Annotated in this window: 23 protein-coding genes; 21 read left to right on the top strand and 2 right to left on the bottom strand. The window is 34.2% G+C overall.

All coding sequences use genetic code 11. The features are described 5' to 3' along the window. The 6 genes from VGE71_RS12220 to VGE71_RS12195 form a co-directional block, all read left to right on the top strand. Positions 1 to 276, top strand: a 276-nt coding sequence (locus tag VGE71_RS12220) for a hypothetical protein (RefSeq protein ID WP_331138586.1), incomplete at its 5' end; no start/stop codon positions are given. Between the two features lie 74 nt (positions 277 to 350). Further along, entirely contained in the window at positions 351 to 1,589 is a 1,239-nt protein-coding gene (odhB, locus tag VGE71_RS12215; protein WP_331138588.1) for a 2-oxoglutarate dehydrogenase complex dihydrolipoyllysine-residue succinyltransferase, read from the top strand. Positions 1,590 to 1,785: 196 nt separating this feature from the next. Beyond that, a complete protein-coding gene (locus VGE71_RS12210) occupies positions 1,786 to 4,230 on the top strand; it encodes a TonB-dependent receptor (RefSeq protein WP_331138585.1) in 2,445 nt (814 codons plus the stop codon). A gap of 61 nt (positions 4,231 to 4,291) precedes the next feature. Then, positions 4,292 to 4,624 carry a hypothetical protein gene (locus VGE71_RS12205; protein ID WP_331138584.1) on the top strand — a complete coding sequence of 111 codons (333 nt, stop codon included), beginning with the start codon at positions 4,292 to 4,294 and terminating at the stop codon, positions 4,622 to 4,624. Between the two features lie 20 nt (positions 4,625 to 4,644). Continuing rightward, the gene (locus VGE71_RS12200) at positions 4,645 to 4,944 is read left to right on the top strand and encodes a hypothetical protein (RefSeq protein ID WP_331138583.1); all 300 of its coding nucleotides are present in this window, start codon (positions 4,645 to 4,647) and stop codon (positions 4,942 to 4,944) included. Between the two features lie 5 nt (positions 4,945 to 4,949). Next, positions 4,950 to 6,500 (top strand): PepSY-associated TM helix domain-containing protein, encoded by a 1,551-nt coding sequence (locus tag VGE71_RS12195; protein WP_331138582.1) that lies wholly within the window; start codon positions 4,950 to 4,952, stop codon positions 6,498 to 6,500. Positions 6,501 to 6,675: 175 nt separating this feature from the next. On the opposite strand, the gene VGE71_RS12190 is transcribed toward VGE71_RS12195, so the two are convergent. Both VGE71_RS12190 and VGE71_RS12185 read right to left on the bottom strand, forming a co-directional pair. Further along, a complete protein-coding gene (locus tag VGE71_RS12190; RefSeq protein WP_331138581.1) occupies positions 6,676 to 7,023 on the bottom strand; it encodes a membrane-binding protein in 348 nt (115 codons plus the stop codon). Between the two features lie 221 nt (positions 7,024 to 7,244). Further along, positions 7,245 to 8,240: a TlpA disulfide reductase family protein gene (locus tag VGE71_RS12185; RefSeq protein WP_331138580.1), complete on the bottom strand. Its 996-nt coding sequence runs from the start codon at positions 8,238 to 8,240 to the stop codon at positions 7,245 to 7,247. A 158-nt stretch (positions 8,241 to 8,398) separates the two neighbouring features. Here VGE71_RS12185 and aspS point away from each other — a divergent pair, with 158 nt between their 5' ends. The 15 genes from aspS (at position 8,399) to VGE71_RS12110 (ending at position 22,909) form a co-directional block, all read left to right on the top strand. Beyond that, positions 8,399 to 10,150: an aspartate--tRNA ligase gene (gene aspS, locus VGE71_RS12180; protein WP_331138579.1), complete on the top strand. Its 1,752-nt coding sequence runs from the start codon at positions 8,399 to 8,401 to the stop codon at positions 10,148 to 10,150. Positions 10,151 to 10,456: 306 nt separating this feature from the next. After that, positions 10,457 to 10,651 carry a cold-shock protein gene (locus VGE71_RS12175; RefSeq protein WP_007137066.1) on the top strand — a complete coding sequence of 65 codons (195 nt, stop codon included), beginning with the start codon at positions 10,457 to 10,459 and terminating at the stop codon, positions 10,649 to 10,651. A gap of 242 nt (positions 10,652 to 10,893) precedes the next feature. Then, complete coding sequence (locus VGE71_RS12170) at positions 10,894 to 11,259, top strand: NADH-quinone oxidoreductase subunit A (protein ID WP_331138578.1); 366 nt, start codon at positions 10,894 to 10,896, stop codon at positions 11,257 to 11,259. Positions 11,260 to 11,407: 148 nt separating this feature from the next. Then, the gene (locus VGE71_RS12165) at positions 11,408 to 11,956 is read left to right on the top strand and encodes an NADH-quinone oxidoreductase subunit B (RefSeq protein ID WP_111378918.1); all 549 of its coding nucleotides are present in this window, start codon (positions 11,408 to 11,410) and stop codon (positions 11,954 to 11,956) included. Between the two features lies 1 nt (position 11,957). Further along, positions 11,958 to 12,479: an NADH-quinone oxidoreductase subunit C gene (locus tag VGE71_RS12160; protein WP_331138577.1), complete on the top strand. Its 522-nt coding sequence runs from the start codon at positions 11,958 to 11,960 to the stop codon at positions 12,477 to 12,479. A 21-nt stretch (positions 12,480 to 12,500) separates the two neighbouring features. Then, complete coding sequence (locus VGE71_RS12155; RefSeq protein WP_331138576.1) at positions 12,501 to 13,739, top strand: NADH-quinone oxidoreductase subunit D; 1,239 nt, start codon at positions 12,501 to 12,503, stop codon at positions 13,737 to 13,739. Between the two features lie 180 nt (positions 13,740 to 13,919). After that, a complete protein-coding gene (locus VGE71_RS12150; RefSeq protein ID WP_331138575.1) occupies positions 13,920 to 14,450 on the top strand; it encodes an NAD(P)H-dependent oxidoreductase subunit E in 531 nt (176 codons plus the stop codon). Between the two features lies 1 nt (position 14,451). Beyond that, entirely contained in the window at positions 14,452 to 15,822 is a 1,371-nt protein-coding gene (gene nuoF / locus VGE71_RS12145; protein ID WP_012023323.1) for an NADH-quinone oxidoreductase subunit NuoF, read from the top strand. Positions 15,823 to 15,913: 91 nt separating this feature from the next. Then, positions 15,914 to 16,942 (top strand): 2Fe-2S iron-sulfur cluster-binding protein, encoded by a 1,029-nt coding sequence (locus tag VGE71_RS12140; protein ID WP_331138574.1) that lies wholly within the window; start codon positions 15,914 to 15,916, stop codon positions 16,940 to 16,942. A gap of 7 nt (positions 16,943 to 16,949) precedes the next feature. Beyond that, complete coding sequence (gene nuoH, locus VGE71_RS12135) at positions 16,950 to 18,002, top strand: NADH-quinone oxidoreductase subunit NuoH (RefSeq protein WP_331138573.1); 1,053 nt, start codon at positions 16,950 to 16,952, stop codon at positions 18,000 to 18,002. Between the two features lie 161 nt (positions 18,003 to 18,163). Continuing rightward, positions 18,164 to 18,709, top strand: coding sequence for an NADH-quinone oxidoreductase subunit I (locus VGE71_RS12130; RefSeq protein WP_331138572.1), 546 nt, complete (start codon positions 18,164 to 18,166; stop codon positions 18,707 to 18,709). Beyond that, positions 18,710 to 19,249 (top strand): NADH-quinone oxidoreductase subunit J, encoded by a 540-nt coding sequence (locus VGE71_RS12125; RefSeq protein ID WP_125718840.1) that lies wholly within the window; start codon positions 18,710 to 18,712, stop codon positions 19,247 to 19,249. Further along, the gene (nuoK, locus tag VGE71_RS12120; protein WP_008466103.1) at positions 19,249 to 19,569 is read left to right on the top strand and encodes an NADH-quinone oxidoreductase subunit NuoK; all 321 of its coding nucleotides are present in this window, start codon (positions 19,249 to 19,251) and stop codon (positions 19,567 to 19,569) included. The genes VGE71_RS12125 and nuoK overlap by 1 nt, the downstream gene beginning before the upstream one ends. A gap of 6 nt (positions 19,570 to 19,575) precedes the next feature. Further along, positions 19,576 to 21,459, top strand: a complete 1,884-nt coding sequence (nuoL, locus tag VGE71_RS12115) for an NADH-quinone oxidoreductase subunit L (RefSeq protein WP_331138571.1) — start codon at positions 19,576 to 19,578, stop codon at positions 21,457 to 21,459. A 10-nt stretch (positions 21,460 to 21,469) separates the two neighbouring features. Next, a complete protein-coding gene (locus VGE71_RS12110) occupies positions 21,470 to 22,909 on the top strand; it encodes an NADH-quinone oxidoreductase subunit M (RefSeq protein WP_331138570.1) in 1,440 nt (479 codons plus the stop codon). The last annotated feature ends 61 nt before the right edge of the window (positions 22,910 to 22,970 follow it).

Here is a 22,970-nt window from a genome sequence, read left to right as displayed (position 1 = left end):
GCAGTTGTTCGTATCGAGCAATTATTCCCTTTCCCAATTGAGCAGATCAAAGAAATCATTGCAAAATATCCAAATGCAGATGATTATGTTTGGGCGCAAGAAGAGCCTAAAAACATGGGAGCTTACAGCTTTATGTTAATGTACTTTGATCTTGTTATATGGAGATTAGCTTCATTAAAAGCATATTCTGCTCCAGCATCTGGAAGTTATACACGTGCTAAACGTCGTCATGCAGATGCAATTAGAATGGTATTCGATAAAAATTTATTTAGATAATTAAAAATATGTTTCAAGTTTCAATCCCGATAGCTATCGGGATTGAAACCATAAAAACCTTAAACAAAAACAAGATGATTTTAGAAATGAAAGTCCCATCACCAGGGGAATCAATAAAAGAAGTTGAAATTGCAACTTGGTTAGTAAAAGACGGAGATTATGTAGAAAAAGATCAGGCTATTGCTGAAGTTGATTCAGACAAAGCTACTCTTGAGTTACCTGCTGAAATGAGCGGTGTAATTACACTAAAAGCTGAAGAAGGTGATACAGTTGCAGTAGGTGCTGTAGTTTGTTTAATTGATACAGACGCTGCTAAACCAGCAGGATCTGCTCCAGCAGCTGAAGCTCCTAAAGCTGAGGCACCAAAAGCAGAAGCTCCAAAGGCTGAGGCTCCAAAAGCAGAACCAGTTCAAGCTCCAGCAGCTACAAGTTATGCAGCGGGAACTCCATCTCCAGCAGCAAGAAAAATATTAGACGAGAAAAATATTGCTCCAGCAACTGTTTCAGGAACTGGTAAAGGCGGAAGAATCACTAAAGATGATGCTGTAAATGCAGTACCATCTATGGGAACTCCAACAGGAGGAAGCCGTGGAACTGAGCGTACAAAATTATCAATGTTACGTCGTAAAGTAGCAGAAAGACTAGTTTCAGCTAAAAATGAAACTGCTATGTTGACTACTTTCAACGAAGTAAACATGACGCCAATTAACCAAATTCGTAACGAATACAAAGATGCTTTCAAAGCTAAACACGGTGGTTTAGGTTTAGGTTTCATGTCATTCTTTACAAAAGCAGTTACAAGAGCTTTACAATTATATCCAGATGTTAACTCTATGATGGATGGTGATTACAAAATCGCTTATGATTTTGCTGATATCTCAATCGCAGTTTCTGGACCAAAAGGTTTAATGGTTCCTGTTGTTCGTAATGCTGAACTTTTAACTTTCCGTGGAATTGAAGCTGAAATCAAAAGATTGGCTTTGAGAGCTCGTGATGGTCAAATTACAGTTGACGACATGACTGGAGGAACTTTCACAATCACAAATGGTGGAGTTTTCGGAAGTATGTTATCTACTCCAATCATCAACCCTCCTCAATCAGGAATCTTAGGAATGCACAACATCATCGAGCGTCCGATTGCTGTAAACGGAAAAGTTGAAATTCACCCAATGATGTATGTTGCTCTTTCTTACGATCACAGAATCATCGACGGACGTGAGTCAGTTGGTTTCTTGGTTGCTGTAAAAGAAGCTTTAGAAAATCCAGTAGAATTATTGATGAATGGCGATGCTAAACGTGCTTTAGAATTGTAATCAGAAATAATTTCAATATAGAAAAAGCCTGCTCAAACGAATGAGCAGGCTTTTTTCGTCTAAAAACATAAATTTCGAAACACCTTTTCTGACTAAAAACTTTGATAGTAAAAAATTATTTAGAATAAATAAGAATAACTTGCATTATATGTATTCAACTAGTACATTTGCGCTATTAAAATCAATTCTAAATAAAATGAAATTAAAATTTACGATTTCTTTTTTGAGTTTTTGTTTTGCTTTAATGGCCAGCGTATCTGCTTTGGCTCAGGAAAAAGCAACTATCAAAGGGAAAATATCTTTAAATAACAACGAATCTCCAGAAGGAATATCGGTAGCTTTAAAAGGTACTCGATTTGGAACAATTGCTGACGAAGAAGGTAATTACAAAATCAAAAATGTTAAATCAGGAACTTATACCTTAAAAGTTTCAGCTGTTGGTTATAATACAACAGAAAAAAAGATTACGGTATCAGAAGGACAAGAAGTAACTGAGAACTTCAATCTTACTTCAAATTCAGAAGAATTGACAGAAATAGTTGTAAATGGTCGCAAAAATAGTTTTGTACGCAAAGACAACCAACAAGTTTCAAGATTACCACTTAAAAATCTTGAGAATCCACAAGTTTATACAACCATTACAGGAAGCGTATTAAAAGAACAAGTGGTTACAACATTTGATGATGCATTAAAAAATGCTCCGGGAGTTACACAACTTTGGACCGCTACGGGTCGTGGTGGAGATGGAGCGAGTTACTATTCTTTAAGAGGATTTCCTGTTCAGGCAACTATCGTTAATGGAGTACCAGGTTTAACAAACGGAAGTCTAGATCCAGCAAACATTGACAGAGTTGAAATTATCAAAGGACCATCTGGAACTTTATTTGGAAGTAGTTTAATTTCTTATGGAGGATTAATCAATACTACAACAAAAAGACCTTACAAAGGTTTCGGAGGAGAGGTAAATTATACGGTAGGAAGCTATGGTCTAAACCGCGTAACTGCAGATCTTAACACATCGCTTAACGACAAAAAAACACTTAATTTTAGAGTTAACTCTGCTTACAACAAGCAAAACACTTTTCAGGATGCTGGTTTCAGAGAATCTTTTTTTATTGCTCCGTCATTATCTTATGAAGTTAACGACAGATTATCTTTCTTAGTAAACACAGAATTTATGAGCAATGAAACAACAAACCCAACAATGTTGTTTTTAGACAGATCAAATCCGTTAAGAGTTCATAATATTGCTGAATTAAAATATGATAATAAACGTTCTTACACAAGTGATGAATTAACTATCAAAACGCCTTCTTACAATATTCAAGCACAAATGAACTATAAGCTTTCTAGCCAATGGACTTCTCAAACTATCTTCTCAACAAGCCAAGCTAAGTCTACTGGAAATTATGCTTATTTGTATGAAGGAACTGCTTATACACCTATCACAGATGGAATTGTTTTGGCTAGATATTTCAATTATCAAGACAATAAAAATACCACTTTTGATGTACAACAAAATTTCATTGGCGATTTCAAAATTGGAAATATGAGAAACAGACTTGTAGTTGGTTTAGATTACTACAATAGAGTTGGTCTTGATCGCGGAACAGGTTATTTTGGAAACGGATATGTTTACATTGGAGATAATTTAGCGCAATTCAACGCTGCTTTCGGACCTTCAAATGGTGACACTGGAGATTTAACAAAAGCCGGATCTGATGCGATTGTTGGAGACAGCCCAAGAAATAACAATAAAACAAAACAAGAAGTGTACAGTGCTTACTTCTCTGATGTAATCAACTTTACTCCTGCTCTTTCTGCAATGGTAAGTTTACGTGCCGATCGTTTTATGAACAGCGGAGACGTTTCTACAGACGCTGATGACTATAACCAGACTTCTTTCTCTCCAAAATTCGGATTGGTTTATCAACCAATTATCGACAAGGTATCTATTTTCGCAAACTACATGAATGGTTTCTCAAACGTAGCGCCAAGTGAGAATGTTAATGGAACTGTAAGAACTCCTGTAACATTTGATCCTGAGCATGCTAACCAAATCGAATTTGGAACAAAATTAAATATCTTCAAAGATAAAATATATGCGACTTTGAGCTACTATGACATTAAAGTTTCTAATCAAGCTTATAGTGTTAGACCTAATGCAACTGATGTAATTAACTACCAAGATGGTGGACAACACAATAAAGGTTTTGAAACCGAAATTATTGCTAATCCAGTTACTGGTTTAAATATTATTCTTGGCTACAGTTACAATGATGCAACTTTAACCAAAGGTGATGCTGACTTCGTAGGATTCCGACCTGAAAGTTCAGGAGCTTATAATATGGCAAACTTATGGGCTAGCTATAAATTTACTAGCGGAACTTTAAGAGGATTTGGTTTAGGATTTGGAGGAAACTATGTTGGAGACAACAAAATCATGAACAGATCTGTTTCAGGAACATTTACACTTCCAGAATATACAGTGCTTAACTCTTCTTTATTTTATAATACAGAAAGATTTGGTATTACATTGAAACTAAACAATATTGCAAACAAAGAAATCTATGACGGATGGTCAACAATACATCCTAAAGACCCTAGAACTTTTGCTGCAAGTTTCTCTTATAAATTCTAATAAAAAAACCATTAAAAACACCTTTCTTTATAGGAAAGGTGTTTTTTAAATTTTAAAGATTATGATTACAATTGCCAGCCTTATTGTTTTTTTAGCTTTTTATACGCTTTATTACACTTCTAAAAGAGCCGTCTTGTCTTATGATTTAGGCTTTGAAAAATGGATGAAAAACAACCCAAAACCAACTAAGGTTATTGGATTATTGTTATTGTTAACAGCTTATATAATGTGGCTTTTTACACAATCTTTAGGCTGTGGCACTCTAATGTTTTTTATTCAGTTAATGACAATTGGAAGTTTAATCATTATCCTTACTCCTTTAAAAAAAGTAAATAGTAAAGCTCTTTTGGCCTTACTAATTATAATTGCATTATTAGAATTCTACTATAACTAATATCATTTTTTAAATACAATATGCCAGCAAATCCAAAATATTTAAATCCAGCTTTTTGGCCTCGTTTTTCCAAAATTACAGCTGCTATTTTAGGAGGATACTTAGTTTCTATTACTTTTCATTTAGCTCTAGCAGCCTGGTTTAATCGTGCAAACGTAATGATAACAATGGCGTTTAGCGGATTTATTCTTTGGGTCGCTTTGATGGTAATCGCATTTTTAGCCAAAAGCGGCTGGAAAATATGGGGAATTTATATTCTGCTATCATTGTTTTTTTATCTTTTTATTTATCTTGGTCAAACCTATAACACGGCTCAATAATATTTATGAATAACCGTCATTATAATATCTATTTTCATACCCATACTGTAAGCGGAATCGTGATCAGTGTAGTTCTTTTTGTAATTTTCTTTGCTGGATCTTTTTCTTTTTTTAGAGACGAAATCGTCAATTGGGAAAGAAATGAATCTACAGCAATTACAAGAGAGATTCAACTAGACTACAACAAAGCGCTAAAGCATCTTGATGAAAAATATGTTTTGAACGGCAGAAATATTACCATTTCTAAACCTTCTATCGAAGAACGAGTAGCAGTTTATATGGAGGGAACAAAAGATACTTTAGCTCCAGCCAAACAAAAAGAAGGTCAATTCTTCTATTTAAACACCAAAAACTTTAAATCTGCAACTTACGACGAATCTTATTCTTTAGCAGAACTTTTATACCGTTTGCATTTCTTGGCACAGATTCCATATCCTACGGGATATTATCTTGCTGGTTTTACAGCTTTATTTTTCTTATTTGCTATTGTAACTGGAGTATTATTACATTGGAAAAAAATTGTCTCCAACTTCTATATTTTCCGTCCAAAAGAAAAATTAAAAACACTCTGGACAGATGCGCATACAGCATTAGGAATGATCGGCTTACCTTTTCAATTTGTTTATGCCGTTACTGGTGCCTTTTTTATGATTAAACTCTTAATCGTTGCACCTGCAGTAATGACATTATACAATGGAGATCAGGCCAAACTATACAAAGAATTAGAATATACAGACACCGATTATAAATTCGAAAATAAAAAATTAGCCAATCCATTTAATATTGATGAATTGGTTGCCAAGACCAAAAAGAACTGGTCAGATTTTGAAATCACTCGTGTTTTTATTCAAAACTATGGAGATGTCAATATGCACGTCATAGTCGAAGGAGAACTTTTGAGCCAGAAAAAATTTACCGGAATCGGAAAAGTAGTTTACCGAATTGCCGACGGAAAAGAAATTGCCAAAAAAGATCCGATTGCACAAACCAGTTATTTAGATGTGGTTAAGAATGTTTTATACCGAATACATTTTGGCGATTACGGAGGATACGCTTTAAAAATCGTAAGCTTTATTTTAGGAATTATAACCTGTTTTGTAATCATTTCAGGAGTTATGATTTGGTTAGTTGCCAGACAGAAAAACAATATGCCTGAAAAGAAAAGACGCTTCAATGCAGCAGTTGTTCATATTTATTTGGCCATTTGCTTAAGCATGTATCCGATTACCGCTTTGTCATTTATCGGAAGCAAAATTTTCTATCCTTTGAGCAAATCTAATTTGTTTGCACTTTATTTTGGAGGATGGTTGATTCTAGCCATTTTCTTTATCATTAAAAAGAATGATGCTTTTACTAATAAGTTCTGCCTGATTTCAGGAAGTATTTTAGGATTTTTAATTCCAATTACAAACGGAATCGTTTCGGGAGATTGGTTTTGGAATTCTTTTATGCAAAACAAAATTCAGATTTTCTTTGTTGATGTTTTCTGGATTTTCCTTGCATCAACATCATTATATGTAGCTTATCATTTAAAGCCTAAAAAAATAGCCGCATAATAATGCTTAAATAACTCAATCCCTTTACTCAAAAAGAGGATTCCCAAAAAATATATTCTACATTTAATAGCCCGGATTAGTTTCGGGCTTATTTGTTTTTATAATAAAATAAAAGCATAAAAAAAACCGTCCTTTAAAAGAACGGTTTAATACTTATCTAAGAAATTCCTCTTAATTAGTTTCTGTTGGCTACAGCGTTTTTCTGTAGATTCTTAACGGAACTTACTTTACTATTTACATAAGCTACTTCAGAAAGATTTTTTTCATTGAAAAACATCCATTTTCCAGTTTTTAATCCATCTGTATACTCTCCTTCTACAGTTTTATTTCCGTTTTCATCATAAGATATCCAAACACCGTCCAATTTTCCATCTTTAAAAAAGCCTTCCTGCTGTATTCTGCCATTTTCATAATAGTAAGTAGCTTTTACTTTATTTCCAACAGTTTCTAACTCAGGTTTACCTTCTTGTGCTGTTAAAATTCCAGAGAATAACACAGCCGCTAAAATCACACACTTTTTCATATCTTTAGGTATTAAATGTTATTGAACGTTATCAAATTGTTATCAAATATAGTCAATAGTTTACATTAAAAAAACTTTTACTTAACAATTTGGTAACATTGAGTAAAAACTTAACATTGGAAAAGTGTTTAAAACAAAAAAACCAGCGCTGAGGCACTGGTTTTACTGATGTTTTATAAAATTTATAATTTTACGATAACGTTATAGATTTCGTAAATATTTTAGTTCAATAAAGTACTAAGTTGTTTATCCAATTCAGGATCAGATGGTCTAGGTGCATCAGACTTAACAACATTTCCTTGTGGATCAATTAAGATAAATCTCGGAATTCCAGTTACACCATAATTCACTACAAATTCAGATTCCCAATCTTTATCAGCAAAAAGCTGTGTTCCGCCAAGATGTTTATCGGTTACAAATTTTTTCCATTTTTCGTTGTCTTTCATTTTATCAATAGAAATACTCACAAACTCGATGTTTTTTCCATGATATTTTTCTTCCATTTTTTGAAGGTATGGAATTTCAGCTCGACAAGGTGCACACCATGTTGCCCAAAGGTCAATGTACACATATTTCCCTTTTAAGTCAGTTAATTTTGTTTTACCACCTTTAAAGTTTTCATAATCAAAACCAGGAGAAGCCTTCCCTACCATTTTATTAGCATTTGCCGCTCTGTTATATTCCTCAGAAGCATATTGATGAAAACTTTCAAAGCTTAGTTTTAATGCTGTTTTAAATTCTGGATCAAAATCTCCTTTTTCAAGTCTTTCTGTATCTGCTTTTAATTTACCATCTAGTAAAGTCGTAAATTCGCCAGCTTCTTTCTTAAAAGCATCATTTTGAAAACTTTCATCTTTTAAGGCTTGTTGTGCCAAAAAGTTACTTTCGTTTACACCTTTACCTTTATATATAATCGTTTCATCAAATTCTTTAGCGTTCATAGTCAGATTAACTTCAGAATTTGGTTTTAAATACAAATTAGAAGACTCTGTTCCGTCAGAAAACATGTAAAATCCTTTTGGAGCCTCAAAAGTCGCAGCAAAAACGCCTTTTTTATCAATTGGAATTACCTGCTTAAAATTATTTCTTCCTTTAATTACTAAAGTATCACTGTTTCTATTTTCAATTTTAGCCGTGAACTTTACTGTATTCTTGCTTTGACCTATAACACTCAAAGCATTAAAAATTACCAAACCAGCAACAAAAAGTTTCTTCATGGGTATCAATATTTGTTTTTTTAGTGAGTCAAAACTAAAGAATTAAAGCTTCGAAATTTCAGAATTAACAATTTATTTGAAATTATTCTGAATCAACTTATCACTTTACTATATTATCTTGAATTTTGTATTTACTTTTGCAATCTAAAATTTTGATTATGTATAGAAGTCATAATTGTGGCGAATTAAACGCTTCAAATATTAATACCGAAGTTACACTTGCGGGCTGGGTTCAAAAATCACGTGATAAAGGATTTATGAATTGGGTCGATTTACGCGACCGTTATGGAATTACACAACTTATTTTCGACGAAAGTCGTACTGATAAAACCGTTTTTGAATTAGCAAAAACACTTGGGCGTGAATTTGTAATTCAGGTTAAAGGAACTGTTATTGAGCGTGAAGCTAAAAACAAAAATATTCCAACTGGTGAAATCGAAATTTTAGTTTCTGAATTAACGATTTTAAACACTGCACTTACTCCTCCATTTACAATTGAAGATGAAACAGACGGTGGTGAAGATATTAGAATGAAATATCGTTATTTGGATATCAGAAGAAATCCAGTAAAAAACAGTTTATTATTCCGTCACAAAGTGGCAATGGAAGTTCGTAAATATCTATCTGATTTAGATTTCTGCGAAGTTGAAACTCCTTATCTAATCAAATCGACTCCAGAAGGAGCGAGAGATTTCGTTGTACCAAGCCGTATGAACGAAGGTCAATTTTATGCTTTGCCACAATCTCCACAAACTTTCAAACAACTTTTGATGGTTGGTGGAATGGATAAATATTTCCAAATCGTGAAATGTTTCCGTGATGAAGATTTACGTGCCGACCGTCAGCCTGAGTTTACTCAAATTGACTGCGAAATGGCATTTGTGGAGCAAGAAGATATTTTGAATGTTTTTGAAGGATTGACAAGACATTTATTAAAAGAAATTAAAGGTATTGAAGTAGAGAAATTTCCAAGAATTACCTACGAATATGCCATGAAAACATACGGTAACGACAAACCAGACATTCGTTTCGGAATGAAGTTTGGAGAATTAAACGAATTTGCACAACACAAAGAATTCCCTGTATTCAATGCAGCAGAATTGGTTGTCGGAATCGCTGTTCCAGGAGCTGGAAATTACACTCGTAAAGAAATCGACGGATTAATTGACTGGGTAAAGCGACCTCAAGTTGGTGCATCTGGAATGGTTTACGTAAAATGTAACGAAGACGGAACATACAAATCATCTGTAGATAAATTCTACGATAATGATGATTTGGCAAAATGGGCAAAAGCTACAGAAGCAAATCCTGGCGATATGATTTTTGTACTTTCTGGTCCGGCAAACAAAACACGTGCTCAACTTTCTGCTTTACGTATGGAATTGGCAACTCGTTTAGGATTGCGCAAACCAGAAGAATTTGCTCCATTATGGGTTGTAGATTTCCCATTATTAGAATTAGATGAAGAAAGCGGTCGTTACCACGCAATGCACCATCCATTTACTTCTCCAAAACCAGAAGATATGGCATTGTTAGAAACAGAACCAGGAAAAGTTCGTGCAAACGCTTACGATATGGTTTTAAACGGAAACGAAATTGGCGGTGGATCTATTCGTATTCACGACAAAGCGACTCAGCAATTAATGTTTAAATATTTAGGATTTACCGAAGAAGAAGCAAAAGCACAATTCGGATTCTTGATGGACGCTTTCCAATTTGGAGCACCACCTCACGGAGGACTTGCATTTGGTCTTGACAGACTTGTTGCAATCTTAGGAGGACAAGAAACCATTAGAGACTTTATCGCATTCCCTAAAAACAATTCAGGGCGTGATGTCATGATTGATGCTCCAGCTGCAATTGATGACGCTCAATTGAAAGAATTACACATTAAAATTGACGCTATTTAGATAAAATATCCTCAAAAATTATAAAAAAGCGACTGAAAAATTTCAGTCGCTTTTTTTATGTCAAAAAATGAACAAATAATCTTAAAATATTAATTTTTCGCAATATGAAATTCCTACAAATTGACTTTTTTAATATTCTTACAATTGATGATTCTCAAATTAAGCTATTTCATATAAAATTTGATGCAATAAACCACGTAAAAACACTGGAAATCAATAATTTTTACAAAAAATTAACAGCTTAGTGTCTTTTGTATGAATTTATATGTTACATTTGCTTTATTATAAATTATTATTACAATTACAATGCGTACAGGTACAGTAAAATTTTTCAATGAATCTAAAGGTTATGGATTCATTACAGACGAAGAAACAGGAAAGGATATCTTCGTTCACGCTTCAGGAATTAACGCGGAAGAATTACGCGAAGGTGACCGTGTAAGCTATGAAGAAGAAGAAGGAAGAAAAGGGAAAGTTGCTGCTAAAGTAGCAGTAATCTAAGAAAAATATAGCAATTTATTTTTTTTGCCTCTGAATGGTCTTAAAAGACGTCTCGAAGTATCGGGACGTTTTTTTTTACTCAAATCTTAAAAAAATATTAAAATTTTGAAATGTTATTTATAATCAATAAAAATTAGGTGTAAACGCCGTTTCGCACCCTACTTAAAACCTTTTTTAGCTTGTGTTTTACAGAGTTCCAAGTTATCTTTGTGGCTCATTTTTTAAGTAAAAAATCGAAGCTTATGCAATCTGATCAATACAGTTACATTCCTATTTTAATGCAGTTTATTCTAGCTGTTGGTTTTGTGGTAGGAACAATCATTATTTCTGGAAAATTAGGACCAAGAAGAACTTCTGAAGTTAAAGACAAAAACTTCGAATGTGGTATCGAATCTATTGGTAACGCACGTATTCCATTTTCTGTAAAATACTTCTTAGTTGCCATTTTGTTCGTATTGTTCGACGTAGAGGTAATTTTTCTTTATCCTTGGGCAGTTAACTTCAAAGACTTAGGAATTGAAGGAATGTTAAAAATGTTGGTTTTCATGTCTTTGCTTTTAGTTGGTTTCTTTTATATCATCAAAAAGAAAGCATTAGAGTGGGAATAAATGATTTCAGATTTTAGATTGTTGATTTGGATTTTCTCTTATCTCGATTTAAAATTTGAACTCAAATTTAAAGTACTGATTTAAAAAATTGATTTTACTTTTTACGATTTCAAAAATCTAAAATCTAAAATCAGAAATCTAAAATAAAATGAGCGATTCAAAAGTAAATATGGTTGCGCCGCCAGAAGGAGTTACTGGTGAAGGTTTCTTCGCTACAAAACTTAGTGATGTTGTTGGTTTAGCAAGAGCTAACTCATTATGGCCGCTTCCTTTCGCGACTTCATGCTGTGGTATCGAATTCATGGCAACAATGGCTTCTCACTACGATTTAGCTCGATTTGGTTCTGAGCGTGTGAGTTTCTCGCCAAGACAAGCCGATATGTTATTAGTAATGGGAACTATTTCTAAAAAAATGGCTCCTATTTTAAGACAAGTTTACGAGCAAATGTCAGAACCTCGCTGGGTAATTGCTGTTGGAGCTTGTGCTTCTTCAGGAGGAGTTTTTGATACGTACTCTGTTCTTCAAGGAATTGACAAAGTAATTCCAGTTGACGTTTATGTACCAGGATGCCCACCAAGACCAGAACAAATTGTTGATGGAGTTATGAGACTTCAGGACTTAGTAAAAAGCGAATCTGTGAGACGAAGAAGCTCACCAGAATATCAAGAATTATTAGCTTCATATAATATCTCATAAGATGGCCTTAGAAAATACCCAAATTCAAGACAAACTTGTAGAAACATTCAGTAACGATGTTTTTAACTTTCAGCAAGAAAGAGATATTTTTTCTTTAGAAGCTTCGGCTGATAAAATCACACCGTTGATTCTTTTCCTTAAAAACGATCCAGAATTACGTTTTCACTTCTTAACAGATTTGTGCGGCATTCATTATCCAGATAACGAAACTGAGCGTCAGTTTGCAGTTGTTTATCATTTACACAACTGGTACGAAAACAAAAGATTAAAAATCAAAGTTTTCTTAAACGGCGAAAAACCAGAAATTAAAACGATTTCAAATATTTTCCTTTCTTCAAACTGGATGGAAAGAGAAACTTTCGATTTCTACGGAATTGACTTTAAAGGACATCCACAATTGAAACGTATTTTAAATATGGATGAAATGCAGTCTCACCCAATGAGAAAAGAATTCCCAATGGAAGACAGCGGAAGAACAGATAAGGATGACCGATTCTTCGGAAGAACAACAACAAATTGCTAAAAAATAATTCAACATTATAAAATGTCAGAACTATTATTACCACCAGAGCATCGTTATGCTAAAATAATTAAGGAGAGACTAAACGACGACGGAAGCGAACTTTCTGTACTGAATTTAGGTCCGACTCACCCTGCAACGCACGGTATTTTCCAAAATATCTTGTTGATGGATGGTGAAAAAATTCTTGAGGCTGAACCAACTATTGGTTACATCCACAGAGCATTCGAAAAAATTGCCGAAAATCGTCCTTTTTATCAAATTACACCGCTTACAGACCGTATGAACTATTGTTCATCTCCTATTAATAATATGGGATGGTGGATGACGGTTGAAAAACTATTAGGTATTGAAGTTCCGAAAAGAGCTCAGTATTTAAGAGTTATCGTTATGGAGTTGGCTCGTATTACGGATCACATTATCTGTAACGGAATCTTAGGTGTAGATACTGGTGCGTATACTGGTTTCTTATACGTTTTTCAATTTAGAGAAAAAATCTACGAAATCTACGAAGAAATTTGTGGAGCTCGTTTGACTACAAATATGGGAAGAATCGGTGGTTTTGAAAGAGACTGGTCTCCAGAAGTTTTCAAAAAACTAGATAAATTCCTAGAAGAATTCCCACCAGTTTGGCAAGAATTCCAAAACTTATTCGAGAGAAATAGAATTTTCTTGGATAGAACTGTAAACGTAGGTGGTATCACTGCTGAAAAAGCAATGGCTTACGGATTTACAGGTCCAAACTTACGTGCTGCTGGAGTTGATTACGACGTACGTGTAGCACAACCTTACTCGTCTTACGAAGATTTCGATTTTATTGTGCCTGTTGGAAAATCAGGAGACACTTACGATCGTTTCTGTGTTCGTAATGCTGAAGTTTGGGAAAGTTTAAGCATTATTCGTCAGGCGTTAGAAAAAATGCCTCCAGGAAACGAATATCACGCTGAAGTTCCAGATTACTACCTTCCTCCAAAAGAAGATGTTTATACTTCTATGGAAGCTTTAATTTATCACTTTAAGATCGTAATGGGAGAAGTTCCTGTACCAGTTGCAGAAATCTATCACCCTGTTGAAGGAGGAAATGGAGAAATCGGTTTCTATTTAGTAACTGACGGAAGTAGAACTCCATATAGATTACATTTCAGAAGACCATGCTTTATTTATTATCAAGCATTCCCAGAAATGATTAAAGGTGCCATGCTTTCTGATGCAATTATCATCCTTTCAAGTTTGAATGTAATTGCAGGAGAATTAGACGCGTAAAGAATTTTAGATTTTAGAATTTAGATTTTAGATTGCTTTGCAGATTTTAGAATTTAGATTTATAAATCTAACATTATATAAAGATTGAAGAATCTAAAACTTAAACAAAGATTGCAGAATATAGATCTAGACAAAGATTTGAAAAAATCTAAAATCTAAAATCTAAAATCTAAAATAAAAATGGAACGTAAACATTACAAACAAGAAATAAACATGACTGAGGCATTGATGACTCGCATCAATGAATTGATTAGTCATTATCCTGAGGGCAAACAAAAATCGGCTTTATTGCCTGTTTTGCACGAAGTTCAGGATGCACATAACAACTGGCTTAGTATTGAATTGCAAGATAAAGTTGCCGAGATTCTTCAGATCAAACCAATTGAGGTTTATGAAGTGGTTACTTTCTATACAATGTTCAACCAAAAGCCAATTGGTAAGTACATGTTTGAGTTTTGTCAAACTTCTTGTTGTTGTTTAAGAGGTGCCGAAGATTTAATGGATTACACTTCTGAAAAACTAGGCATTAAAATGGGCGAAACAACTCCAGACGGAATGTTTACCATTGCTGGTGTAGAATGTTTAGGTGCTTGCGGATACGCTCCAATGATGCAGTTGGGGGATTTCTACAAAGAAAAACTGACAGAAGAAAAAATCGATCAGATTATTGCTGATTGTAGAGATGATAAAATAATATTACACGATAAATAAGATGTCACAAAAAATATTATTAGATAAAATCAATGTTCCTGGAATTAAAACCTACGAAGTGTATCGCCAAAACGGTGGTTATGCTTCTGTGGAAAAAGCTTTAAAAACTCTTACTCCAGATGAAGTTACTGAAGAAGTAAAAAAATCAGGATTACGTGGCCGTGGTGGAGCAGGTTTCCCAGCGGGAATGAAATGGAGCTTTATTGACAAAAAATCAGGAAGACCAAGACACTTAGTTTGTAACGCCGACGAATCGGAGCCTGGAACATTTAAAGATCGTTTCTTGATGGAATATATTCCTCACTTATTGATCGAAGGAATGATTACTTCAAGCTACGCTTTGGGCGCTAACCTATCGTATATCTACATTCGCGGAGAATACATGTGGGTTTTCAAAATCTTAGAACGAGCAATCGCCGAAGCAAAAGCTGCAGGTTGGTTAGGAAAAAATATATTAGGATCAGGTTATGACTTAGAACTTCACGTACATTGTGGAGCTGGAGCATATATCTGTGGAGAAGAAACAGCATTAATCGAATCTTTGGAAGGTAAAAGAGGAAATCCTCGTATTAAACCACCTTTCCCAGCGGTTTCTGGTCTTTGGGCAAATCCAACTGTGGTAAACAATGTTGAAACAATTGCGACTGTGCCTTGGATTGTAAACAATTCTGGTGATGATTATGCTAAAATTGGAATTGGACGTTCTACTGGAACTAAATTAATTTCTGCTTCAGGACACATCAAAAATCCTGGTGTTTACGAAATTGAATTAGGTTTAAGTGTTGACGAATTCATGAATTCTGATGAATATTTAGGAGGAATGTCTTCAAGCAGACCTTTGAAAGCATTTGTTCCTGGAGGTTCTTCAGTGCCAATTTTACCAGCTGAATTAATTTTCAAAACAGCAAACGGAGAAGATAGATTAATGACTTACGAATCTCTTAGTGATGGTGGTTTTGCTACTGGATCTATGTTAGGTTCTGGAGGATTTATCGTTTACAACGACACTGCATGTGTAGTAAGAAACACTTGGAACTTTGCTCGTTTTTACCACCACGAATCTTGCGGACAATGTACTCCTTGTCGTGAAGGAACTGGATGGTTGGAAAAAATCTTATGGAGAATCGAAAACGGTCAAGGCCGTGAAGAAGATATCGAATTGTTGTGGAGCATTCAAAGTAAAATTGAAGGAAACACAATCTGTCCACTTGGTGACGCCGCTTCTTGGCCAGTAGCTGCAGCAATTCGTCACTTTAGAGATGAGTTCGAATATCACGTTCGTTTCCCAGAAAAAATTAAAAATAGAGATCACTTTGTTGCCGAACCTTTTTCACAAGTTAAACACTTAGTAGGCGGTAAAGTAATCGTATAAAAATATATAGAGAAAGTTATAAAGTTAAAAATATTAAAAGGACAGCAACTCTTTTGAATATTCCGACTTTCAACATTCAAATCAATAAGAGATGAAAGTAACCATAGACGGTCAAAGTATAGACGTAGAACCAGGAACAACGATCCTGCAGGCTGCACGTATGATGGGTGGAGATTTAGTTCCGCCTGCCATGTGCTATTACTCAAAATTAAAAGGCAGTGGCGGTAAATGTCGTTGTTGTTTAGTTGAAGTTTCTAAAGGTAGTGAAGCTGACCCACGACCAATGCCAAAATTAATGGCATCTTGTGTAACAGGATGTATGGATGGTATGGAAGTAAACAGTAAATCGTCTGCAAGAGTAACTGAAGCTCGTAAATCTGTAACAGAATTTTTATTAATCAATCACCCACTAGACTGCCCTATTTGTGATCAGGCTGGTGAATGTGATTTACAGAATTTAAGTTTTGAGCACGGAAATCCGAAATCACGTTACATTGAAGAAAAAAGAACATTTGAACCAGAAAATATCGGTCCAAATATTCAACTTCACATGAACCGTTGTATTTTATGTCAAAGATGTGTACAAGTTGCAGATCAATTGACAGACAACAGAGTTCACGGAGTATTAGATCGTGGAGATCACGCTAATATTTCGACTGGTATTTCTAAAGCTATTGACAATGAGTTCTCTGGAAACATGATTGATGTTTGTCCAGTTGGAGCTTTAACAGATAAAACTTTCCGTTTTAAATCAAGAGTTTGGTTCAACAAACCTTACAACGCACACAGAGAGTGTACAACTCCTGGATGTTGCGGTAAAACTACAGTTTGGATGTTTGGTGGAGAAATTCAGCGTGTAACTGGTCGTAAAGACGAGTACCATGAAGTTGAAGAATTCATCTGCAACAGCTGTCGTTTTGATCACAAAGATGTGAAGGATTGGGTAATTGAAGGACCAAGAGAATTTGAAAAAGACTCTGTAATCAACCAAAATAATTACACTCAAAAATTAGAGAAAGTTACCATCGATACTGAAAAGAACATTCTTTTAGGTAGAGATGTTGACCGTAAAAAAATTAGTATGGCAGCAATTCCATTACCTAATAATGATCAAAAATAGTTAAGAAATGGAAAGTGCATTTATTATAGAAAAAAGTGTTGTTATTGTTGTCGTTTTTGCGGTAACAATGATTATGGCAATGTATTCTACTTGGGCAGAGCGTAAAGTTGCTGCTTTCTTGCAAGATCGTGTTGGACCAAACCGCGCTGGATGGGGAGGTTTATTACAACCGCTTGCAGATGGTATGAAATTATTCTCTAAAGAAGAATTTTTCCCAAATACTCCAAATAGATTTTTATTCGTAGTTGGACCTGCGATTGCAATGAGTACAGCTTTAATGACTAGTGCTGTAATTCCGTGGGGAGATAGACTTCATCTTTTTGGAAGAGACATTATTCTTCAGGCTACTGACGTAAATATTGCTTTATTATACATTTTTGGAGTTCTTTCTGTTGGAGTTTACGGTATCATGATTGGTGGATGGGCTTCTAACAACAAGTTCTCTTTGATGGGAGCTATTCGTGCTGCTTCTCAAATGGTTTCTTACGAGGTTGCAATGGGATTATCAATAATCGCTTTATTGATGATGACTGGAACAATGAGTTTAAAAGAAATTTCATTACAGCAACAAGGAATGAACTGGAATGTTTTTTATCAGCCATTATCATTCTTAATTTTCTTAATCTGTTCATTTGCAGAAACAAACAGAACACCTTTCGATTTAGCAGAATGTGAAAACGAGTTAATTGGAGGTTACCATACAGAATATTCATCAATGAAAATGGGATTCTATTTATTTGCTGAATATGCGAGTATGTTTATCTCTTCAACTATTATTTCTGTTTTATTCTTTGGTGGATACAACTACCCAGGAATGCAATGGATGGTAGAAAATGTAGGTGTAAATGCAGCTAACTTATTAGGAATTGCGGCATTATTTGCAAAAATATGTTTCTTCATATTCTTTTATATGTGGGTACGTTGGACGATTCCAAGATTTAGATATGACCAATTAATGCACTTAGGATGGAGAATTTTAATTCCACTTTCGATCATTAATATCATGATTACGGGTGTTGTTATTTTAAGACACGAAATCTTAGCCGCTTTAGGATTCTAAGAAACCGTAACGCCCTAGCCCTGATAGAAGCGGCATCCTTTTGTGGTGGAGTTCACCACAAAAGATATAGCGGATAGCAGGATTAAGCTTCAAATAAAAAACAAAATAGATTTTGAATTTGATTGATTTCAAATTGTAAATCATAAACTATAATAGTAAAAATGTCAATAGAAACTATATCATTATCGGGTAGAAAAAAGGTGGTGTCAAATAAGGACATGTCTTTTGTTGAACGATTGTATCTTGTGGCGATTGTAAAAGGTCTGATTATTACAGTAAAACACCTTTTTAGAAAGAAAGTTACCATTCATTATCCTGAGCAGGTTCGTGAAATGAGTCCGGTTTACCGTGGTCAGCACATGCTGAAACGCGATGAGCAAGGCCGCGAAAACTGTACTGCTTGTGGATTATGTGCTTTATCTTGTCCTGCAGAAGCGATCACTATGAAAGCTGCTGAGCGTAAAGCTGATGAAAAACATTTATACAGAGAAGAGAAATACGCTGAAATCTACGAAATCAATATGCTTCGTTGTATTTTCTGTGGTTTATGTGAGGAAGCTTGTCCTAAAGACGCTATTTATTTGACTGAATCTAAAGTATTGGTTCCTGCTAGTTATAACAGAGAAGATTTCATTTTCGGAAAAGATAAATTAGTAATGCCTTTAGAAATGGCTATGAAAAACGCTCAACTTAATAATGCTAACTAAATGATACATATTCCTGATTTTGCACACGCAACAACTGTTCAAGTTATCTTTTGCTTTTTAGCGTTTATTACCGTTATTACTGCTTTCTTGACTATTTTCAGCAGAAACCCGATTCACAGTGCCATCTATTTGGTAATTTGTTTCTTCTCGATTGCTGGTCATTATTTACTATTAAATTCTCAATTCTTAGCTGTTGTTCATATCATAGTCTACTCCGGAGCTATTATGATTCTGTTCCTGTTTACGATCATGTTGATGAACTTGAACGAACAACGAGAAGTTCACCGTCCTAGAATTACACGTCTTGGCGCTATTGTTTCTTTCTGTTTAATATTGATTGTTTTAATTACAATCTTTATCAACTCGAAACCAATTGTGGGTGAATACGATTCTACTGGAGAAGATTTCCAATCAATTAAAGTTTTAGGTAAAATTTTATTGGACGAATATATGGTTCCTTTCGAATTTGCTTCGATCTTACTTTTGGTTGCTATGATTGGAACAGTTCTATTGTCTAAAAAAGAAAAATTAAATAAATAATGGGTAATATATTAAATCAAATAGGTATTGAAAACTACATCTTTTTGAGTGTTGTACTTTTCTGTATTGGTATTTTTGGTGTATTGTACAGACGAAATGCTATTATCGTTTTCATGTCTATCGAAATTATGTTGAATGCGGTAAACCTTTTATTTGTTGCTTTTTCAACTTATCATCAAGATGCGCAAGGACAAGTTTTTGTGTTCTTCTCGATGGCGGTTGCTGCAGCCGAAGTTGCGGTAGGATTGGCCATTTTAGTTTCTATCTTTAGAAATATCGGCTCAATTAGTATCGATAATTTAAAAAATTTAAAAGGATAATCAGAAATGGATACCAATTTAGCTTTAATTTTAGTTTTAACTCCTTTACTAGGTTTTCTAGTAAATGTCTTTTTTGGAAAAAGCTTAGGAAAAACAGTTTCTGGTGCAATCGGAACTATTGCCGTGGCGATTTCTTTTGTAGTTTCTCTTTTACTTTTTAATCAAATAACTTCAACTGGAAAAGGAATTCAGGTTACTTTATTTGATTGGATTCAAATTAGCAACTTAAAAATCAATCTTGGATTTTTATTAGATCAATTGTCTGTTCTTTGGTTACTTTTCGTAACTGGAATTGGATCTTTGATTCACTTATACTCTATCAGTTACATGCATGATGATGAGAATATGCACAAGTTTTTTGCGTATTTAAATCTATTCGTATTCTTTATGATTACGCTTGTAATTGGAAGCAACTTATTAGTTCTTTTCATTGGATGGGAAGGTGTTGGACTTTGTTCTTACCTATTAATTGGATTCTGGCATAAAAACCAAGATTACAATGATGCTGCGAAAAAAGCTTTCATCATGAACAGAATTGGAGATTTAGGTTTATTAATCGGAATGTTCATCATCGGATCGATGTTCTCTACATTAGATTATGTAACTTTAAAAACTGCAATTGCTGGAGCATCTAATTTAAACTTACCATTACTTTCTTTAGCTGCTTTATGTTTATTTATTGGAGCTTGTGGTAAATCTGCTCAAATTCCGTTATACACTTGGTTACCTGATGCGATGGCTGGTCCAACTCCAGTTTCTGCATTAATCCACGCGGCTACGATGGTAACTGCAGGTATCTTTATGGTAACAAGATTAAACTTTGTTTTTGACTTAGCTCATGATGTTCAAAATGTAATTGCAATTATTGGAGCTATCACTTCATTGGTTGCGGCTACGATTGGACTAGTTCAAACTGATATCAAAAAAGTATTGGCGTACTCTACAGTTTCACAATTAGGTTTAATGTTTTTAGCATTAGGATTTGGAGCTTATGAAGTAGCTGTTTTTCACGTAATCACTCACGCTTTCTTTAAAGCTTGTTTATTCTTAGGATCTGGATCTGTAATTCACGGATTACACGGAGAGCAAGATATGCGTAACATGGGAGGTTTGCGTAAAGCAATGCCAATTACTTTCTGGACCATGTTGATTTCTTCATTAGCAATCTCAGGAGTTCCATTTTTCTCAGGATTCTTTTCTAAAGACGAAATTTTATTGACAGCTTTCCACCACAGTATTCCATTATACGTTGTTGGATCGATTGCTTCTATCATGACAGCTTTCTATATGTTCCGTTTAATGTTCCTGACTTTCTTCAAAGAATTTAGAGGAACTGAAGAACAAAAACATCATTTACACGAAAGTGGTTCATTAATTACAATTCCGCTTATCATCTTAGCGATTTTAGCAACTTTTGGTGGATTAATTAGTTTACCTGGAAATAGCTGGCTAAATCATTACTTAGCTCCTCTTTTCACAGAAGTGGCTGGCGAAGAACACCATTTAGGTGCAACTGAATATGCTTTAATGGGTGTTGCAGTTCTTGGTGGATTATTAGGAATTTTAATTGCTTACATCAAATACTTTAAACAAGATAATGTTCCAGAATCTGATGAAAACATCACTGGTTTGAGCAAAGTATTATATAACAAATATTATGTAGACGAAGTTTACGATTCAGTATTTGTTGCACCAATTAATAGTTTATCTAAATTCTTTAGAGACTATATCGAGACAGGACTATCTGCGCTTGTTTTTGGATTAGGTAAGTTAGCAAACGAAATTGCTTTCCAAGGAAAAAAATTACAAACCGGAAGTATAGGATTATATCTATTTGTATTTGTTTTAGGACTTTGTGCAATTGTTTCCTATATATTTTTAGCTCAATAATATTATAACTATGAACGTTTCTACTATATTAATTATACTTTTAATTGGTGCATTTGCCACTTATTTTTCTGGTGACAAACTAGCTTCAAAAGTTGCTTTGCTATTTAGTTTAGCAGCTTTAGGATGTTCAATTGTATTATTGAATAATTATAATGCTGGAGAAAACATCAGCGTAATCAACAGCTGGATTACTCAGCCGAAAATTTCTTTCGCTTTAAATGCAGACGGACTTGGACTTGCAATGGTTTTATTAACTGCAGCTTTAACTCCGATTATTATATTTTCATCTTTTGGAAATGAATATAACAATGCTAAAGGTTTTTATGCTTTGATTTTGTTTATGTCATTCGCTATGACAGGAACTTTCTTAGCTTCTGATGGTCTTTTATATTACATTTTCTGGGAGTTAGCTCTTATTCCTATTTACTTTATTGCATTGATCTGGGGTAATGGTGACGCTGATGAACGTAGAAAAGCAGTGGTTAAATTCTTTATTTATACACTTGCTGGTTCGTTATTCATGTTAACTGCTTTCATTTACTTATATACAAAAGCAGGTTCTTTCTTAATTGAAGATTTATACAAATTAAACTTATCTGCTTGCGAGCAATTCTGGATTTTCTTGGCTTTCTTCTTAGCTTATGCTATTAAAATTCCAATTATTCCTTTCCATACTTGGCAGGCAAATGTGTACCAAAAAGCACCAACAGTTGGAACAATGCTTTTATCTGGTATCATGCTTAAAATGGGATTATACAGCGTGCTTCGTTGGCAATTGCCACTTGCGCCAATAGCTGCAAAAGAATACTTATACATCTTTATTGGTTTAGGAATTGCTGGTGTTATCTACGGTTCAATCGTAGCCTTGAGACAAAAAGATTTAAAGAAATTATTAGCTTATTCTTCTCTTGCTCACGTTGGACTAATCGCTGCAGGATCTTATACTTTAACTCTTGATGGTTTAAGAGGAGCTGTTCTTCAAATGATCGCTCACGGTTTTGTTGTAGTGGGATTATTCTTTGCTGCTGAAGTAATTTTCAGAAGATTTGAAACAAGAGAAATTGACGCATTAGGAGGTATTCGTACACAAGCTCCAAAATTCACATCAATGTTTTTAATCTTAGTATTGGCTTCTGTTGCTTTGCCAAGCACATTTAACTTTATTGGAGAGTTTACAGTATTATACAGTTTATCTCAAATCAATATTTGGTTTGCAATTCTTGGTGGAACAACTATTATTTTGGGAGCTTACTATATGTTAAGAATGTTCCAGCATGTAATGTTGGGAGAAACTAATTCTAAAACATTTGCTGATGTTACACTAAATGAAGGAGTTTCTTTTGCAGTAATCATTGCCGTTTTATTATTCTTTGGTTTTTATCCAAAACCAATCACAGATTTGATTACGCCAAGCTTGGAAACAATTTTACAAGTTATCAATAAGAACTAATATTTTAAACAAAAAATAAATTAGGATTACTGTTAAATGAAATCCTAAATCAAAAAGATAA

This window comes from Flavobacterium sp., from assembly GCF_036405015.1.
Taxonomy (GTDB): Bacteria; Bacteroidota; Bacteroidia; order Flavobacteriales; family Flavobacteriaceae; genus Flavobacterium.
Note: the sequence above shows the minus strand (reverse complement) of the source record. Positions and strands in the feature narration are given on the sequence as shown.

Coding starts and splice junctions, on each gene's coding strand:
- odhB (WP_331138588.1), top strand. CDS start 351: ATGATTTTAGAAATGAAAGTCCCATCACCAGGGGAATCAATAAAAGAA.
- VGE71_RS12210 (WP_331138585.1), top strand. CDS start 1,786: ATGAAATTAAAATTTACGATTTCTTTTTTGAGTTTTTGTTTTGCTTTA.
- VGE71_RS12205 (WP_331138584.1), top strand. CDS start 4,292: ATGATTACAATTGCCAGCCTTATTGTTTTTTTAGCTTTTTATACGCTT.
- VGE71_RS12200 (WP_331138583.1), top strand. CDS start 4,645: ATGCCAGCAAATCCAAAATATTTAAATCCAGCTTTTTGGCCTCGTTTT.
- VGE71_RS12195 (WP_331138582.1), top strand. CDS start 4,950: ATGAATAACCGTCATTATAATATCTATTTTCATACCCATACTGTAAGC.
- VGE71_RS12190 (WP_331138581.1), bottom strand. CDS start 7,023: ATGAAAAAGTGTGTGATTTTAGCGGCTGTGTTATTCTCTGGAATTTTA.
- VGE71_RS12185 (WP_331138580.1), bottom strand. CDS start 8,240: ATGAAGAAACTTTTTGTTGCTGGTTTGGTAATTTTTAATGCTTTGAGT.
- aspS (WP_331138579.1), top strand. CDS start 8,399: ATGTATAGAAGTCATAATTGTGGCGAATTAAACGCTTCAAATATTAAT.
- VGE71_RS12175 (WP_007137066.1), top strand. CDS start 10,457: ATGCGTACAGGTACAGTAAAATTTTTCAATGAATCTAAAGGTTATGGA.
- VGE71_RS12170 (WP_331138578.1), top strand. CDS start 10,894: ATGCAATCTGATCAATACAGTTACATTCCTATTTTAATGCAGTTTATT.
- VGE71_RS12165 (WP_111378918.1), top strand. CDS start 11,408: ATGAGCGATTCAAAAGTAAATATGGTTGCGCCGCCAGAAGGAGTTACT.
- VGE71_RS12160 (WP_331138577.1), top strand. CDS start 11,958: ATGGCCTTAGAAAATACCCAAATTCAAGACAAACTTGTAGAAACATTC.
- VGE71_RS12155 (WP_331138576.1), top strand. CDS start 12,501: ATGTCAGAACTATTATTACCACCAGAGCATCGTTATGCTAAAATAATT.
- VGE71_RS12150 (WP_331138575.1), top strand. CDS start 13,920: ATGGAACGTAAACATTACAAACAAGAAATAAACATGACTGAGGCATTG.
- nuoF (WP_012023323.1), top strand. CDS start 14,452: ATGTCACAAAAAATATTATTAGATAAAATCAATGTTCCTGGAATTAAA.
- VGE71_RS12140 (WP_331138574.1), top strand. CDS start 15,914: ATGAAAGTAACCATAGACGGTCAAAGTATAGACGTAGAACCAGGAACA.
- nuoH (WP_331138573.1), top strand. CDS start 16,950: ATGGAAAGTGCATTTATTATAGAAAAAAGTGTTGTTATTGTTGTCGTT.
- VGE71_RS12130 (WP_331138572.1), top strand. CDS start 18,164: ATGTCAATAGAAACTATATCATTATCGGGTAGAAAAAAGGTGGTGTCA.
- VGE71_RS12125 (WP_125718840.1), top strand. CDS start 18,710: ATGATACATATTCCTGATTTTGCACACGCAACAACTGTTCAAGTTATC.
- nuoK (WP_008466103.1), top strand. CDS start 19,249: ATGGGTAATATATTAAATCAAATAGGTATTGAAAACTACATCTTTTTG.
- nuoL (WP_331138571.1), top strand. CDS start 19,576: ATGGATACCAATTTAGCTTTAATTTTAGTTTTAACTCCTTTACTAGGT.
- VGE71_RS12110 (WP_331138570.1), top strand. CDS start 21,470: ATGAACGTTTCTACTATATTAATTATACTTTTAATTGGTGCATTTGCC.